The sequence below is a fragment of the Lelliottia sp. EB106-05-01-XG201 genome (assembly GCF_058791735.1).
In genome coordinates, this window is record NZ_JBYTDV010000001.1 from 4289475 (window position 1) to 4304009 (window position 14535).

Below are 14535 nucleotides of genomic sequence, written 5' to 3' on the forward strand. Positions count from 1 at the left end.
TAGAAAACGTAAGCGTTATACGCGACGTTTTTTCGGCGGACGACAACCGTTATGAGGGATCGGAGTCACATCAGTAATATTAGTGATGCGGAAACCAGCGGCGTTCAGAGCACGAACAGTTGATTCGCGACCCGGACCCGGACCTTTAACCATAACTTCCAGATTCTTGATGCCGTATTCTTTTACGGCTTCTGCACAACGCTCTGCTGCAACCTGGGCTGCGAACGGAGTCGATTTGCGAGAACCACGGAAACCGGAACCACCGGCTGTTGCCCAACCCAATGCGTTACCCTGACGATCAGTAATAGTAACGATGGTGTTGTTAAAAGAAGCATGGATATGAGCCACGCCGTCAGAGACTTGTTTTCTTACACGTTTACGTGCACGAATTGGTGCCTTTGCCATTATTCAATCACCCCGATTATTTCTTGATCGGTTTGCGCGGACCCTTACGGGTACGTGCGTTGGTCTTGGTACGCTGACCGCGAACCGGGAGACCACGACGATGACGCAAACCGCGATAGCAACCAAGGTCCATAAGGCGCTTGATGCTCATGCTAACTTCACGGCGCAGATCACCTTCAACGACAAATTTGGCAACTTCGTCACGCAGCGTGTCGATTTGTTCTTCAGACAGCTCACTGATCTTAACATCTTCAGCGATACCCGCTGCAGCCAGAATGGCTTTGGAACGGGTCTTGCCGACGCCATAGATCGAAGTTAATGCGATCACAGCATGTTTCTGATCAGGAATGTTAATGCCTGCTATACGGGCCACTATGCACTCCTACTATTTAATATGTACGCACCATGCTGAAAAGCCCGTTTTCAGGATACTCAAATGGAAACGTACAGACATACAAAAGATTGGCTGGCTAATCTAGCCAGCTCAACCCAACTTTGCAAGAAAAAAATGCGAAATAATCAGCCTTGACGCTGTTTATGTTTCGGCTCGGCACTGCAAATCACGCGGATGACGCCATCACGCTTAACGATTTTGCAGTTACGGCATAATTTCTTGACGGAAGCACGAACTTTCATTTTTACTCTCCGTAACTTCTCGGGCGACCAATTAACGGCCGTAGCCTTTCAGGTTCGCCTTCTTCAAGGCAGACTCATACTGACTGGACATCATCAGAGTTTGCACTTGAGCCATAAAGTCCATAATCACGACGACAACGATAAGCAGTGAGGTCCCACCGAAGTAGAACGGTACTTTCATTGCATCACGCATGAACTCCGGGATCAGGCAGATAAAAGTAATGTACAACGCACCAATCAAAGTCAGACGAGTCATTACTTTATCGATATACTTCGCCGTTTGCTCTCCCGGACGAATTCCTGGTACAAATGCACCGGACTTCTTCAGGTTATCTGCTGTTTCACGCGGGTTGAAAACCAACGCCGTGTAGAAGAAACAGAAGAATATGATTGCAGACGCATAGAGTAACACATAAAGCGGTTGCCCAGGCTGCAAATACAGCGAAATTGTTGTCAGCCAGTTCCAACCGGTTCCGCCCCCGAACCATGACGCGATGGTTGCTGGGAACAGAATGATACTGGAAGCGAAGATTGCTGGGATAACCCCGGCCATATTCACTTTCAGCGGTAAATGTGTGCTCTGTGCAGCATAGACACGACGACCTTGCTGACGTTTCGCGTAGTTCACCACAATGCGGCGTTGACCACGTTCAACAAAGACAACAAAGAAGGTCACGGCAAATACTAATACTGCAACCAATAGCAACAGGAGGAAGTGCAGGTCGCCTTGACGCGCTTGCTCGATTGTATGGGCAATGGCTGGCGGGAGTCCCGCAACGATACCGGCGAAGATAATGATTGAGATACCGTTGCCGATACCTCGCTCAGTAATCTGTTCGCCGAGCCACATCAGGAACATAGTCCCTGTGACCAGACTTACAACAGCGGTGAAATAGAATGCAAAGCCCGGGTTAATAACCAGGCCCTGCATACCAGGCATATTCGGTAAACCGGTAGCAATACCGATTGACTGGAATATTGCCAGCACCAGAGTGCCGTAACGGGTGTACTGGCTGATCTTACGACGACCAGACTCCCCTTCTTTCTTCAACTCTGCCAAGGCCGGATGAACGACCGTCAGCAGCTGGATAATAATCGATGCCGAAATGTACGGCATGATACCCAGTGCAAAGATAGAAGCACGGCTGAGAGCACCACCAGAGAACATGTTAAACATCTCAATGATGGTGCCTCGCTGTTGCTCAAGCAGTTTGGCAAGTACAGCGGCATCGATACCAGGGATCGGAATAAAAGAGCCAATACGGAAAACGATCAGCGCACCAACAACAAACAAAAGTCTGCGTTTCAGTTCGCCAAATCCACCCTTGGCACTTTGAAAATCTAATCCCGGTTGCTTAGCCATCTGCTACTTATTCCTCAATTTTACCGCCAGCAGCTTCGATAGCAGCACGAGCGCCTTTAGAAACACGCAGGCCACGAACAGTTACCGGAGTAGAAACTTCACCAGCCAGGATCACTTTCGCGAACTCGATCTGGATACCGATAATGTTTGCTGCTTTCAGCGTGTTCAGGTCTACAACGCCGCCTTCAACTTTCGCCAGGTCAGACAGACGGATTTCCGCTGTAATCGCTGATTTGCGAGAGGTGAAACCGAATTTCGGCAGACGACGGTACAGTGGCATCTGGCCACCCTCGAAACCGCGACGTACGCCACCGCCAGAACGAGAGTTCTGACCTTTGTGACCACGACCACCGGTTTTACCGAGGCCAGAACCGATACCACGACCAAGGCGTTTACCCGCCTTTTTAGAGCCTTCGGCTGGAGACAGAGTATTTAAACGCATCTCTTACTCCTCAACTTTAACCATGAAGTAAACCGCGTTGACCATACCACGTACAGCGGGAGTATCCTCACGCTCAACGGTATGACCAATACGACGCAGACCCAGGCCAAGCAGCGTTGCCTTGTGTTTCGGCAGACGACCGATTGCACTGCGGGTTTGAGTGATTTTAATAGTCTTTGCCATGGTCAATTACCCCAGAATTTCTTCAACGGATTTACCACGCTTGGCAGCGACCATTTCTGGAGAATTCATATTTTCCAGGCCATCAATAGTTGCACGAACCACGTTAATCGGGTTGGTGGAACCATATGCTTTAGCCAGAACGTTATGAACTCCAGCAACTTCGAGAACGGCGCGCATTGCACCACCGGCAATGATACCGGTACCTTCTGAAGCTGGCTGCATGAAGACACGAGAACCCGTGTGAACACCTTTAACAGGGTGTTGCAGGGTGCCGTGGTTCAGCGCGACGTTAATCATATTGCGACGGGCTTTTTCCATCGCTTTCTGGATCGCTGCTGGAACTTCACGCGCTTTACCGTAACCAAAACCAACGCGACCGTTACCATCGCCAACAACAGTCAGAGCTGTGAAGGAGAAAATACGACCACCTTTAACGGTTTTAGATACGCGGTTAACCGCGATCAGCTTTTCCTGCAGTTCGCCAGCTTGTTTTTCGATGTGAGCCATCTTACACCTCTACCTTAGAACTGAAGGCCAGCTTCACGGGCAGCATCTGCCAGTGCCTGGACACGACCATGATATTGGAACCCGGAACGGTCAAAGGACACAACTTTGATGCCTTTTTCCAGAGCGCGTTCAGCAACAGCTTTACCTACAGCTGCAGCAGCGTCTTTGTTACCGGTGTACTTCAATTGTTCTGTAATAGCTTTTTCTACAGTAGAAGCAGCTACCAGAACTTCAGAACCGTTTGGTGCAATGACCTGTGCGTAAATATGACGCGGGGTACGATGTACCACCAGGCGAGTTGCACCCAGCTCTTTGAGCTTGCGGCGTGCGCGGGTCGCACGACGGATACGAGCAGATTTCTTATCCATAGTGTTACCTTACTTCTTCTTAGCCTCTTTGGTACGCACGACTTCGTCGGCGTAACGGACACCCTTGCCTTTGTAAGGCTCAGGACGACGGTAGGCGCGCAGGTCTGCTGCAACCTGACCGATCAGCTGTTTATCCGCGCCTTTCAGCACGATTTCAGTCTGAGACGGACATTCTGCAGTGATACCGGCAGGCAGCTGATGCTCAACGGGGTGAGAGAAGCCCAGAGACAGGCCTACTGCATTCCCTTTGATAGCTGCACGATAACCTACACCAACCAGCTGAAGCTTTTTAGTGAAGCCTTCGGTAACACCAACAACCATTGAGTTCAGCAGGGCACGCGCGGTACCAGCCTGAGCCCATCCATCCACGAAACCATCACGCGGACCGAAGGTCAGAGCATTATCTGCATGTTTAACTTCAACAGCATTGTTGAGGGTACGAGTCAGCTCGCCGTTTTTACCTTTGATCGTAATAACCTGACCGTCGATTTTTACATCAACGCCGGCAGGAATGACGACCGGTGCTTTAGCAACACGAGACATTCTTTCCTCCGATTAGGCTACGTAGCAGATAATTTCGCCACCAAGACCAGCTTGGCGCGCTGCACGATCAGTCATAACACCTTTAGAGGTAGAAACAACTGCGATACCCAGACCAGCCATAACTTTAGGCAGCTCATCTTTTTTCTTATAGATGCGCAGGCCTGGGCGGCTGACACGCTGAATGCTTTCTACAACAGCTTTACCCTGGAAATACTTAAGAGTAAGTTCCAGTTCCGGCTTGGTGTCGCCTTCAACTTTAAAATCTTCGATAAAACCTTCTTCCTTCAGCACATTGGCAATTGCCACTTTCAGCTTGGCGGAAGGCATGGTGACCGCAACTTTGTTCGCGGCCTGACCGTTACGGATACGGGTCAGCATATCCGCGATCGGATCTTGCATGCTCATCTGTCTTTACTCCCGTGATTCAATTGGTGACAATTACCAGCTAGCCTTTTTCAGACCCGGGATTTCACCGCGCATAGCGGCTTCACGGACCTTAATACGGCTCAACCCGAACTTCCGCAGGAAAGCGTGCGGACGACCAGTTTGACGACAGCGGTTACGCTGACGAGACGGGCTGGAATCACGCGGCAGAGACTGCAGCTTCAGAACTGCGTTCCAACGATCTTCGTCGGAAGCGTTCACATCAGAAATGATCGCTTTCAGTTCAGCGCGTTTAGCGAAGAATTTATCAGCTAAAGCTACGCGCTTTACTTCGCGTGCTTTCATTGATTGCTTAGCCATTCAGTAACCCTACCTTACTTGCGGAACGGGAAGTCAAAGGCAGCCAGCAGAGCACGGCCTTCTTCGTCAGAGTTCGCAGTAGTGGTAATGGTAATATCCAAACCACGCACGCGGTCGACTTTATCGTAGTCGATCTCTGGGAAGATGATCTGCTCACGGACACCCATGCTGTAGTTACCACGACCATCGAATGACTTAGCGGACAAGCCACGGAAGTCACGGATACGTGGAACAGCAATAGAGATCAGGCGCTCAAGGAACTCCCACATGCGTTCGCCACGCAGAGTTACTTTACAGCCGATCGGATAGCCCTGACGGATTTTGAAGCCTGCAACAGATTTGCGTGCTTTGGTGATCAACGGCTTTTGACCGGAGATTGCTGTCAAATCAGCTGCTGCGTTATCCAGCAGTTTCTTGTCAGCGATCGCTTCACCAACACCCATGTTCAGGGTGATCTTCTCGACCCGAGGGACTTGCATGACAGAATTGTAGTTAAACTCAGTCATGAGTTTGCTAACTACTTCGTCTTTGTAGTAATCATGCAGTTTCGCCATCGTACTACTCCAAATTACTTGATAGTTTCGCTGTTAGACTTGAAGAAACGGACTTTTTTGCCGTCTTCGAATCTAAAGCCTACACGGTCAGCCTTACCGGTTGCCGCGTTGAAGAGTGCAACGTTAGAAACCTGAATTGCAGCTTCTTTTTCAACGATGCCACCTGGTTGGTTCAGGGCCGGAACCGGCTTCTGATGTTTCTTAACCAGGTTGATACCTTCAACAATGATCTTGCCGGAAGACAGAACATTTTTTACTTTACCGCGTTTACCTTTATCTTTACCGGTTAACACGATAACTTCGTCATCACGACGGATTTTCGCTGCCATGATTCGCTCCTTAGAGTACTTCTGGTGCCAGAGAGATAATTTTCATGAACTTTTCAGTACGAAGTTCACGAGTTACCGGCCCAAAGATACGCGTGCCGATAGGCTGCTCGCTGTTATTGTTTAAAATAACGCATGCATTACCATCGAAGCGAATGACAGAACCGTCAGGGCGACGAACACCCTTCCTGGTGCGCACCACTACCGCTTTCAGCACATCACCTTTCTTGACCTTACCACGTGGAATTGCTTCCTTGATGGTGATCTTGATGATGTCGCCTACGCCTGCGTAGCGACGGTGCGAGCCACCCAGAACCTTGATACACATTACGCGACGTGCACCGGAGTTGTCGGCGACGGTCAGCATAGTCTGTTCTTGGATCATTTTAGTGCTCCGCTAATGTCAACTACTACCTGAGACCCTAAAATCAGAGTCGTCGAAAAGCCCCATATCGAGGGCGCGGCATTATAACACCGGTTCTACAATATGGGTAGAAAAAATACACGGCCCATTACTGAGCCGTGTATTCGTATTGAGAGGCCTTACTGTATTACAGAACGGCTTTCTCTACAACGCGAACCAGCGTCCAGGACTTAGTCTTGGACAGCGGACGGCATTCGCGGATTTCAACCACGTCACCGATACCGCATTCGTTGTTCTCGTCATGTACGTGCAGTTTGGTCGTACGCTTGATGAATTTACCGTAGATCGGGTGTTTCACAATACGTTCGATAGCAACAACAATGGATTTCTCCATTTTGTCGCTAACAACACGACCTTGCAGAGTACGGATTTTATCGGTCATTACGCACCCGCCTTCTGAGTCAGTAAAGTCTTAACGCGTGCAACATCACGACGCACTTGCTTCAGCAGGTGAGTCTGTTGCAGCTGGCCACTTGCCGCCTGCATGCGCAGGTTAAACTGCTCACGCAGCAGGTTCAGCAGCTCAGCGTTCAGCTCTTCAACGCTTTTTTCACGCAGCTCATTTGCTTTCATTACATCACCGTCTTAGTTACAAAGGTGGTTTTAATCGGCAGTTTCGCTGCTGCCAGGCCGAATGCTTCACGGGCTAGCTCTTCCGGTACGCCGTCCATTTCATAAAGGACTTTACCCGGCTGAATCAAGGCAACCCAATACTCCACGTTACCTTTACCTTTACCCATACGAACTTCCAGCGGCTTCTCGGTAATTGGTTTGTCCGGGAATACACGGATCCAGATTTTACCTTGACGCTTAACTGCACGGGTCATTGCACGACGTGCTGCTTCGATCTGACGTGCAGTCAGACGACCACGGCCAACAGCTTTCAGACCGAAAGTGCCGAAGCTAACATCCGTACCCTGCGCCAGACCACGGTTGCGGCCTTTGTGCACTTTACGGAATTTTGTACGCTTTGGTTGTAACATCAGCGACGCTCCTTATTTACGGCCTTTACGCTGCTGCTTTTTAGGTTGCGCAGCCGGTTTTTCCGGTTGTTCAACAGCAGCCATACCACCCAGGATCTCACCTTTGAAGATCCATACCTTAACGCCGATTACACCGTAAGTGGTGTGCGCTTCAGAGGTGTTGTAGTCGATGTCAGCACGCAGTGTGTGCAACGGTACGCGACCTTCGCGGTACCATTCGGTACGTGCGATTTCCGCGCCGCCGAGACGGCCGCTAACTTCAACTTTGATACCTTTAGCGCCCAGACGCATTGCGTTCTGTACAGCACGCTTCATAGCACGACGGAACATAACGCGACGTTCCAGCTGTGAAGTGATGCTGTCAGCAACCAATTTAGCGTCCAGTTCAGGCTTACGAACTTCAGCGATATTGATCTGTGCAGGAACGCCAGCGATATCCGCTACGACCTTGCGCAGTTTTTCTACGTCTTCGCCTTTCTTACCGATAACGATACCCGGGCGAGCGGTGTGAATAGTCACACGAATGCTCTTAGCCGGACGCTCGATAACGATACGAGATACAGACGCTTTAGCCAGTTCCTTAGTCAGGTACTGACGTACTTTAAAATCGCTGTCCAGGTTGTCAGCGAATTCTTTGGTGTTCGCAAACCAGGTTGAATTCCATGGTTTTACAATACCCAGGCGAATACCATTAGGATGTACTTTCTGACCCATTGCTAGTCTCCAGAGTCTCAGCGATCGGACACAACCACAGTAATGTGGCTGGTGCGCTTCAGGATGCGATCTGCACGACCTTTCGCACGCGGCATAATGCGCTTCATGCTTGGGCCTTCGTCTACGAAGATTTTCGCAACTTTCAGATCGTCAATGTCAGCGCCATCGTTGTGTTCAGCGTTAGCAATGGCAGATTCCAGTACTTTCTTGACCAATACCGCAGCTTTCTTGTTGGTATAGGTCAGGATGTCCAGGGCCTGCGACACTTTCTTACCGCGAATCAGGTCAGCAACAAGGCGAACCTTCTGAGCAGAAGAACGAGCATGGCGATGTTGAGCTAAAGTTTCCATCTCTTCCTCCTACCTTATTTCTTCTTCGCTTTTTTATCAGCAGCGTGGCCGCGATAAGTACGAGTCGGTGCGAATTCACCCAGTTTATGACCGACCATTTCGTCGGAAACAAAGACTGGAACGTGCTGACGACCATTATGGACAGCGATGGTCAAACCGATCATGTTAGGAAAGATCGTTGAACGACGGGACCAAGTGCGCAGGGGCTTCTTGTCTCCGCTTTCCACCGCTTTCTCTACCTTCTTCAGCAAGTGCAGGTCAATAAAAGGACCTTTCTTGAGAGAACGTGGCATGGCTTATCCTCTAAAATTATTTGCTACGGCGACGTACGATAAATTTATCAGTACGCTTGTTGCTGCGGGTCTTCTTACCTTTGGTCTGAACGCCCCATGGTGTTACAGGGTGCTTACCAAAGTTACGACCTTCACCACCACCATGTGGGTGGTCGACTGGGTTCATCGCAGTACCGCGAACGGTAGGACGAACACCACGCCAGCGTGCAGCACCTGCTTTACCCAGAACACGCAGCATATGCTCAGCATTGCCAACTTCGCCCAGAGTTGCACGGCAGTCTGCTTCGACTTTACGCATTTCACCAGAACGCAGACGCAGGGTGACATAAGCACCATCGCGAGCAACGATCTGAACGTAAGTACCAGCGGAACGTGCCAGCTGACCGCCTTTACCTGGTTTCATTTCTACGTTATGAACGGTAGAACCAACCGGGATATTGCGCATCGGCAGGGTGTTACCTGCTTTGATTGCAGCATCAACGCCAGACTGAATCTGGTCGCCAGCTTTCAGGCCTTTAGGGGCCAGGATGTAACGGCGTTCGCCATCTTTGTACAGAACCAGCGCGATGTTCGCGGAACGGTTCGGATCGTACTCAAGACGCTCAACAACTGCCGGGATACCGTCTTTGTTGCGTTTGAAGTCAACAATACGGTAAGCCTGCTTGTGACCACCACCGATGTGACGAGTGGTGATACGGCCATTGTTGTTACGACCACCGGATTTGCTGTTTTTTTCAACCAGCGGAGCAAAAGGTTTGCCCTTGTGCAGCTCTGGGTTGACCACTTTAACGACGTGGCGACGACCCGGAGATGTCGGTTTACATTTAACAACTGCCATTGTATTACTCCTCCGACTTACTCAGCGCCGCCGACGAAGTCCAGATTCTGGCCTTCCTTCAGGGTGACGTAAGCTTTTTTCCAGTCGCTACGACGACCGATACGCTGTCCGTGACGTTTAACTTTCCCTTTAACTACCAGGGTGTTAACGACTTCGACTTCGACTTCAAACAGTTTCTGCACAGCAGCTTTGATTTCTGCTTTGGTCGCGTCTTTAGCAACTTTGAGAACGATGGTATTTGTTTTTTCCATCGCAGCAGACGCTTTTTCAGAAACGTGCGGTGCGCGAAGCACCTTCAGCAGACGTTCTTCACGAATCATGCCAGCATCTCCTCAACTTGCTTAACAGCATCAGCAGTCATTACGACTTTGTCGAAGGCGATCAGGCTAACCGGGTCGATACCAGTTGCATCGCGTACGTCAACCTTGTGCAGGTTGCGCGCAGCCAGGAACAGGTTCTCGTCCAGCTCACCGGTGATGATCAGCACATCTTCCAGAGCCATGTCTTTCAGTTTCTGTGCCAGCAGCTTAGTTTTAGGCGCTTCAACAGAGAATGATTCGACAACGATCAGACGATCCTGACGTACCAGTTCGGACAGGATGCTTTTCAGCGCGCCGCGGTACATCTTTTTGTTTACTTTTTGACTGTGGTCCTGCGGGCGAGCAGCGAAGGTCACGCCACCGGAACGCCAGATCGGGCTCTTGATAGAACCTGAACGCGCACGGCCGGTACCTTTCTGGCGCCACGGCTTTTTGCCGGAACCAGTTACTTCAGCACGAGTCTTCTGAGCACGAGTACCCTGACGAGCACCAGCTGCATAAGCAACAACAACCTGGTGAACCAGCGCTTCGTTGAAATCACGACCGAAGGTAGTTTCGGAAACAGTCAGCGCGCTCTGCGCGTCTTTCAATACTAATTCCATTGCTATCCCCTTACGCCTTCACAGCTGGTTTAACGATCAGGTCGCTACCGGTTGCACCGGGAACAGCACCTTTAACCAGCAGCAGGTTGCGCTCAGCGTCAACACGTACTACGTCCAGGCTCTGAACAGTTACACGTTCGTTACCCAGCTGACCTGCCATTTTCTTGCCTTTGAACACTTTGCCCGGAGTCTGGTTCTGACCGATAGAACCCGGAACGCGGTGAGACAAGGAGTTACCGTGGGTAGCGTCCTGGGTACGGAAGTTCCAGCGCTTAACGGTACCAGCAAAACCTTTACCTTTAGAGGTACCGGTTACGTCAACTTTTTTAACTTCAGCAAACAGCTCAACGCTAATGTCCTGACCTACGGTGAACTCTTCGCCTTCAGCAAGACGGAATTCCCACAGACCACGGCCAGCTTCAACGCCAGCTTTAGCGAAGTGACCAGCTTCCGGCTTGGTTACACGGTTAGCTTTTTTAGCACCGGTAGTAACCTGAACAGCACGGTAGCCATCGTTAGCCAGGTCTTTAACCTGAGTAACGCGGTTTGCTTCAACTTCGATTACGGTTACTGGGATAGAAACGCCATCTTCAGTGAAGATGCGGGTCATACCCACTTTTTTACCGACTAAACCAATCATTGTTTCAACCTCTCAATCGCTCGATGACCTGATCAACCCAGGCTGATCTGCACGTCTACACCGGCAGCCAGATCCAGACGCATCAGAGCATCAACGGTTTTCTCAGTTGGCTCAACGATGTCAACCAGACGCTTGTGAGTGCGGATCTCGTACTGATCACGCGCGTCTTTGTTAACGTGCGGAGAGATCAGAACGGTAAAGCGCTCTTTGCGGGTCGGCAGCGGGATCGGACCACGGACTTGCGCACCAGTGCGCTTAGCAGTCTCGACGATTTCCGCGGTTGATTGATCGATAAGACGATGATCAAACGCTTTCAGGCGGATACGGATTCTTTGGTTCTGCATGAGACCAGAGCTCCAATTATTTTATAAACGAAAATGATTACTACTCAAACCCATTACGATTGATGGGAGAGTGTAACCGTTCTTACGTAGCCCCCCAATTGGGAGCATTGTTGAGTAACGAAAAACAGTGTTACTCAGGTTCAGATTGAACCAGCTGTCAATTACGACAAGCCCGCGCATTATACGTAAATCTGAACACAACGCAAGTGCCGTTTATAAAACAGACTCCAGGGGCGGGTTTTGCGTAGCGCCTCGACAGTTTACTGCAAACCATCACAGGCAAAGAGGATTCACTGGAATGCGCTACGCAGAGGTCAAATTTGCGGGTTGTCCGGTTGAAACTCAGAGAAGAGGATGACGCAGCGATAACTTTAGAGGCTTACATCATGCTAGCGGCTCTCCCCTTTCTGATGATTTACACCCTGTTGACCTGTCTTCTGATTCGCGCGGATATTCGTTCCGGGCTGTTGCCGGACAAATACCTCTGTCCATTGCTTTGGACGGGACTGCTTTTCCATCTTGTTAACCATCCTGATTTCCTCGCCAGTGCTGTTGTGGGTGCAATGGCGGGATACCTTGGCTTTGCCTGCGTTTACTGGGGATTTCGGACGGTGTTCAAAAAAGAAGGGCTTGGATATGGGGATGTGAAATACCTTGCTGCCCTGGGTGCCTGGCACGGCTGGTGCGTACTTCCTGCGATGGTACTCGCAGCGGCACTGTTGGCCACGAGCTATGTGCTCATTCAGGTGCTGCGCAATCCGGGTAAACAGATACATAAAAACCCGCTACCGTTTGGCCCTTTTATGGCGGCAGCAGGTTTATTGGCGGGCTGGCAGAGTTTAATCAGTCTGCCACTTTGATCTGAGACTGCAGGTAGTTTTGCAATCCAATTTTACCGATGAGGTCCAGCTCGGTTTCCAGCCAGTCGATATGGCCCTCTTCATCTGCCAGAATCGTGATCATCATATCGCGACTGACATAGTCATGAACGCTGTCGGCGTAAGCGATGGCTTCTCGAAGATCTTTCGCACCTTCAAGCTCAAGCCTGAGGTCGGACTGCAGCATCTCTTCGACATCTTCACCAATGCCGAGCTTGCCGAGATCCTGCAAATTCGGAATGCCTTCAAGAAATAAAATACGCTCGATGTATTTATCGGCATGTTTCATCTCATCGATGGATTCATGGTATTCAACATCGTTGAGGCGTGTCAGGCCCCAATTTTTGAACATTCTCGCATGGAGAAAATACTGATTGATTGCGACAAGCTCATTTCCCAATAATTTATTGAGATAACTTATGATTTTAACATCACCTTTCATTATATAGTCCCTCCGCTTCCACTTATTGAAGCGTAGATGGGGCTACAGGGATGTCAAAAAAAAGATAGCCTGTCAGGCGATCTCTTTGTATTCCGGGATCTGCATCAATTCGTCCTGCATTATCTCTCGCGCTGCGCGCACGCACTTACCGCATTGATTTCCTACCGGAACAAACTTACGAAGCTGTTGGAAAGACTGAGGGTGAAACTGGCGAACGGCCTGACGTATTTTTTTGTCACTCACACCATTACACAAACAAACGTACATAAAAACTCCCGCTCAATTTATGATCAAAGTGTAAGTGAGAATAATTATGATTACAATAGCACATGCGTGGAGAGACGGGCCGGGAGCGAACAAAAAATGCGAATAATTGTGACAGGCAATAAATTCAAAAAGCAAAAAGGGCGCCGAAGCGCCCTTTTTTATTCAAAACTAATTAACGAGTAATTAGCTCAGAACTTTAGCAACAACGCCTGCACCAACAGTACGGCCGCCTTCACGGATTGCGAAACGCAGACCGTCATCCATCGCGATTGGGTGGATCAGGGTAACAACCATTTTGATGTTGTCGCCTGGCATTACCATCTCAACGCCTTCTGGCAGTTCGATGGTACCGGTCACGTCAGTTGTACGGAAGTAGAACTGTGGACGGTAGCCTTTGAAGAACGGAGTATGACGGCCGCCTTCATCTTTGGACAGGATGTAAACTTCAGATTCGAATTTGGTGTGCGGCTTGATAGAGCCTGGCTTAGCCAGTACCTGACCACGTTCGATTTCTTCACGTTTGATACCACGCAGCAGAACACCAACGTTCTCACCAGCACGGCCTTCGTCCAGCAGTTTGCGGAACATTTCAACGCCAGTACAGGTAGACTTAGCAGTCTCTTTGATACCAACGATTTCAACTTCTTCGCCAACTTTAACGATACCGCGCTCTACACGACCGGTAACTACAGTACCACGGCCGGAGATGGAGAATACGTCTTCGATAGGCAGCAGGAACGGCTTGTCAATCGCACGCTCTGGTTCTGGGATGTAAGAATCCAGGAAGCCAGCCAGCTCAACGATTTTAGCTTCCCACTCTGCTTCGCCTTCCAGCGCTTTCAGAGCAGAACCACGGATGATTGGAGTATCATCACCTGGGAAGTCGTACTGGGACAGAAGTTCACGAACTTCCATTTCTACCAGTTCCAGCAGCTCTTCGTCATCAACCATGTCGCATTTGTTCAGGAACACGATGATGAAAGGAACGCCAACCTGACGACCCAGCAGGATGTGCTCACGAGTCTGAGGCATAGGGCCGTCAGTCGCAGCAACAACCAGGATTGCGCCATCCATCTGAGCAGCACCGGTGATCATGTTTTTAACATAGTCGGCGTGGCCCGGGCAGTCTACGTGTGCGTAGTGGCGAGTCGGGGTGTCATATTCAACGTGGGAAGTGTTGATGGTGATACCACGAGCTTTTTCTTCTGGTGCGTTATCGATCTGGTCGAATGCACGAGCAGAACCACCGTAGGTTTTAGCCAGAACGGTAGTGATTGCAGCAGTCAGGGTAGTTTTACCGTGGTCAACGTGGCCGATAGTACCAACGTTGACGTGCGGTTTTGTACGTTCAAATTTTTCTTTAGACACG

Annotated in this window: 29 protein-coding genes; 1 reads left to right on the forward strand and 28 read right to left on the reverse strand. The window is 50.0% G+C overall.

Annotated features, from left to right (window positions below; genetic code table 11):
- Window positions 1-15: 15 nt before the first annotated feature.
- The 25 genes from rpsK to rpsJ all read right to left on the reverse strand — a co-directional run bounded on the left by rpsK (window position 16) and on the right by rpsJ (window position 11579).
- Window positions 16-405, reverse strand: a complete 390-nt coding sequence (gene rpsK, locus AC3WS9_RS20030; protein WP_003031137.1) for a 30S ribosomal protein S11 — start codon at window positions 403-405, stop codon at window positions 16-18.
- Window positions 406-421: 16 nt separating this feature from the next.
- The gene (gene rpsM, locus AC3WS9_RS20035; RefSeq protein ID WP_003031135.1) at window positions 422-778 is read right to left on the reverse strand and encodes a 30S ribosomal protein S13; all 357 of its coding nucleotides are present in this window, start codon (window positions 776-778) and stop codon (window positions 422-424) included.
- A 146-nt stretch (window positions 779-924) separates the two neighbouring features.
- Window positions 925-1041: a 50S ribosomal protein L36 gene (gene rpmJ, locus AC3WS9_RS20040; RefSeq protein WP_000868187.1), complete on the reverse strand. Its 117-nt coding sequence runs from the start codon at window positions 1039-1041 to the stop codon at window positions 925-927.
- A 31-nt stretch (window positions 1042-1072) separates the two neighbouring features.
- Window positions 1073-2404 carry a preprotein translocase subunit SecY gene (gene secY, locus AC3WS9_RS20045; protein ID WP_095283665.1) on the reverse strand — a complete coding sequence of 444 codons (1332 nt, stop codon included), beginning with the start codon at window positions 2402-2404 and terminating at the stop codon, window positions 1073-1075.
- A 7-nt stretch (window positions 2405-2411) separates the two neighbouring features.
- On the reverse strand, window positions 2412-2846 hold the full coding sequence (gene rplO / locus AC3WS9_RS20050) for a 50S ribosomal protein L15 (RefSeq protein ID WP_095283666.1): 435 nt from the start codon (window positions 2844-2846) through the stop codon (window positions 2412-2414).
- Between the two features lie 3 nt (window positions 2847-2849).
- Window positions 2850-3029, reverse strand: a complete 180-nt coding sequence (rpmD, locus tag AC3WS9_RS20055) for a 50S ribosomal protein L30 (protein WP_003863301.1) — start codon at window positions 3027-3029, stop codon at window positions 2850-2852.
- 6 nt (window positions 3030-3035) lie between these two features.
- Complete coding sequence (gene rpsE / locus AC3WS9_RS20060; RefSeq protein WP_002438697.1) at window positions 3036-3536, reverse strand: 30S ribosomal protein S5; 501 nt, start codon at window positions 3534-3536, stop codon at window positions 3036-3038.
- Between the two features lie 14 nt (window positions 3537-3550).
- Window positions 3551-3904, reverse strand: a complete 354-nt coding sequence (gene rplR, locus AC3WS9_RS20065; RefSeq protein ID WP_015960708.1) for a 50S ribosomal protein L18 — start codon at window positions 3902-3904, stop codon at window positions 3551-3553.
- 9 nt (window positions 3905-3913) lie between these two features.
- On the reverse strand, window positions 3914-4447 hold the full coding sequence (gene rplF / locus AC3WS9_RS20070) for a 50S ribosomal protein L6 (protein WP_100778650.1): 534 nt from the start codon (window positions 4445-4447) through the stop codon (window positions 3914-3916).
- A gap of 12 nt (window positions 4448-4459) precedes the next feature.
- Complete coding sequence (gene rpsH / locus AC3WS9_RS20075) at window positions 4460-4852, reverse strand: 30S ribosomal protein S8 (RefSeq protein ID WP_006178918.1); 393 nt, start codon at window positions 4850-4852, stop codon at window positions 4460-4462.
- Between the two features lie 33 nt (window positions 4853-4885).
- Window positions 4886-5191 carry a 30S ribosomal protein S14 gene (gene rpsN, locus AC3WS9_RS20080; RefSeq protein ID WP_015960709.1) on the reverse strand — a complete coding sequence of 102 codons (306 nt, stop codon included), beginning with the start codon at window positions 5189-5191 and terminating at the stop codon, window positions 4886-4888.
- Window positions 5192-5205: 14 nt separating this feature from the next.
- Window positions 5206-5745 carry a 50S ribosomal protein L5 gene (gene rplE / locus AC3WS9_RS20085; protein WP_015960710.1) on the reverse strand — a complete coding sequence of 180 codons (540 nt, stop codon included), beginning with the start codon at window positions 5743-5745 and terminating at the stop codon, window positions 5206-5208.
- A gap of 14 nt (window positions 5746-5759) precedes the next feature.
- Window positions 5760-6074, reverse strand: a complete 315-nt coding sequence (gene rplX, locus AC3WS9_RS20090) for a 50S ribosomal protein L24 (protein ID WP_016538464.1) — start codon at window positions 6072-6074, stop codon at window positions 5760-5762.
- A gap of 10 nt (window positions 6075-6084) precedes the next feature.
- Entirely contained in the window at window positions 6085-6456 is a 372-nt protein-coding gene (rplN, locus tag AC3WS9_RS20095) for a 50S ribosomal protein L14 (protein ID WP_015960712.1), read from the reverse strand.
- Window positions 6457-6622: 166 nt separating this feature from the next.
- On the reverse strand, window positions 6623-6877 hold the full coding sequence (rpsQ, locus tag AC3WS9_RS20100; RefSeq protein WP_006817275.1) for a 30S ribosomal protein S17: 255 nt from the start codon (window positions 6875-6877) through the stop codon (window positions 6623-6625).
- On the reverse strand, window positions 6877-7068 hold the full coding sequence (rpmC, locus tag AC3WS9_RS20105) for a 50S ribosomal protein L29 (protein ID WP_032614707.1): 192 nt from the start codon (window positions 7066-7068) through the stop codon (window positions 6877-6879). The genes rpsQ and rpmC overlap by 1 nt, the downstream gene beginning before the upstream one ends.
- Window positions 7068-7478 (reverse strand): 50S ribosomal protein L16, encoded by a 411-nt coding sequence (gene rplP, locus AC3WS9_RS20110; RefSeq protein WP_002919759.1) that lies wholly within the window; start codon window positions 7476-7478, stop codon window positions 7068-7070. The genes rpmC and rplP overlap by 1 nt, the downstream gene beginning before the upstream one ends.
- A 12-nt stretch (window positions 7479-7490) precedes the next feature.
- Complete coding sequence (gene rpsC, locus AC3WS9_RS20115) at window positions 7491-8192, reverse strand: 30S ribosomal protein S3 (RefSeq protein WP_000529945.1); 702 nt, start codon at window positions 8190-8192, stop codon at window positions 7491-7493.
- 17 nt (window positions 8193-8209) lie between these two features.
- Window positions 8210-8542 carry a 50S ribosomal protein L22 gene (gene rplV, locus AC3WS9_RS20120; RefSeq protein ID WP_002919773.1) on the reverse strand — a complete coding sequence of 111 codons (333 nt, stop codon included), beginning with the start codon at window positions 8540-8542 and terminating at the stop codon, window positions 8210-8212.
- 14 nt (window positions 8543-8556) lie between these two features.
- A complete protein-coding gene (gene rpsS / locus AC3WS9_RS20125; protein ID WP_001138115.1) occupies window positions 8557-8835 on the reverse strand; it encodes a 30S ribosomal protein S19 in 279 nt (92 codons plus the stop codon).
- A gap of 16 nt (window positions 8836-8851) precedes the next feature.
- Complete coding sequence (gene rplB, locus AC3WS9_RS20130; RefSeq protein ID WP_000301869.1) at window positions 8852-9673, reverse strand: 50S ribosomal protein L2; 822 nt, start codon at window positions 9671-9673, stop codon at window positions 8852-8854.
- A gap of 17 nt (window positions 9674-9690) precedes the next feature.
- Complete coding sequence (gene rplW / locus AC3WS9_RS20135) at window positions 9691-9993, reverse strand: 50S ribosomal protein L23 (protein ID WP_004868363.1); 303 nt, start codon at window positions 9991-9993, stop codon at window positions 9691-9693.
- Entirely contained in the window at window positions 9990-10595 is a 606-nt protein-coding gene (rplD, locus tag AC3WS9_RS20140) for a 50S ribosomal protein L4 (RefSeq protein ID WP_003031119.1), read from the reverse strand. The genes rplW and rplD overlap by 4 nt, the downstream gene beginning before the upstream one ends.
- Window positions 10596-10605: 10 nt before the next feature.
- Complete coding sequence (gene rplC / locus AC3WS9_RS20145; protein WP_016538466.1) at window positions 10606-11235, reverse strand: 50S ribosomal protein L3; 630 nt, start codon at window positions 11233-11235, stop codon at window positions 10606-10608.
- Between the two features lie 32 nt (window positions 11236-11267).
- Window positions 11268-11579 (reverse strand): 30S ribosomal protein S10, encoded by a 312-nt coding sequence (gene rpsJ / locus AC3WS9_RS20150; protein ID WP_001181005.1) that lies wholly within the window; start codon window positions 11577-11579, stop codon window positions 11268-11270.
- A 386-nt stretch (window positions 11580-11965) separates the two neighbouring features.
- Here rpsJ and AC3WS9_RS20155 point away from each other — a divergent pair, with 386 nt between their 5' ends.
- Window positions 11966-12439, forward strand: a complete 474-nt coding sequence (locus AC3WS9_RS20155; RefSeq protein WP_282491536.1) for a prepilin peptidase — start codon at window positions 11966-11968, stop codon at window positions 12437-12439.
- Here the strand turns inward: AC3WS9_RS20155 and bfr are convergent.
- The 3 genes from bfr to tuf all read right to left on the reverse strand — a co-directional run bounded on the left by bfr (window position 12423) and on the right by tuf (window position 14534).
- The gene (gene bfr, locus AC3WS9_RS20160) at window positions 12423-12899 is read right to left on the reverse strand and encodes a bacterioferritin (protein WP_095283671.1); all 477 of its coding nucleotides are present in this window, start codon (window positions 12897-12899) and stop codon (window positions 12423-12425) included. The two genes, AC3WS9_RS20155 and bfr, sit on opposite strands and share 17 nt — an antisense overlap.
- Window positions 12900-12971: 72 nt before the next feature.
- The gene (bfd, locus tag AC3WS9_RS20165; RefSeq protein ID WP_059180778.1) at window positions 12972-13166 is read right to left on the reverse strand and encodes a bacterioferritin-associated ferredoxin; all 195 of its coding nucleotides are present in this window, start codon (window positions 13164-13166) and stop codon (window positions 12972-12974) included.
- Between the two features lie 183 nt (window positions 13167-13349).
- The gene (gene tuf, locus AC3WS9_RS20170; protein WP_324723110.1) at window positions 13350-14534 is read right to left on the reverse strand and encodes an elongation factor Tu; all 1185 of its coding nucleotides are present in this window, start codon (window positions 14532-14534) and stop codon (window positions 13350-13352) included.
- Window position 14535: the final 1 nt, after the last annotated feature.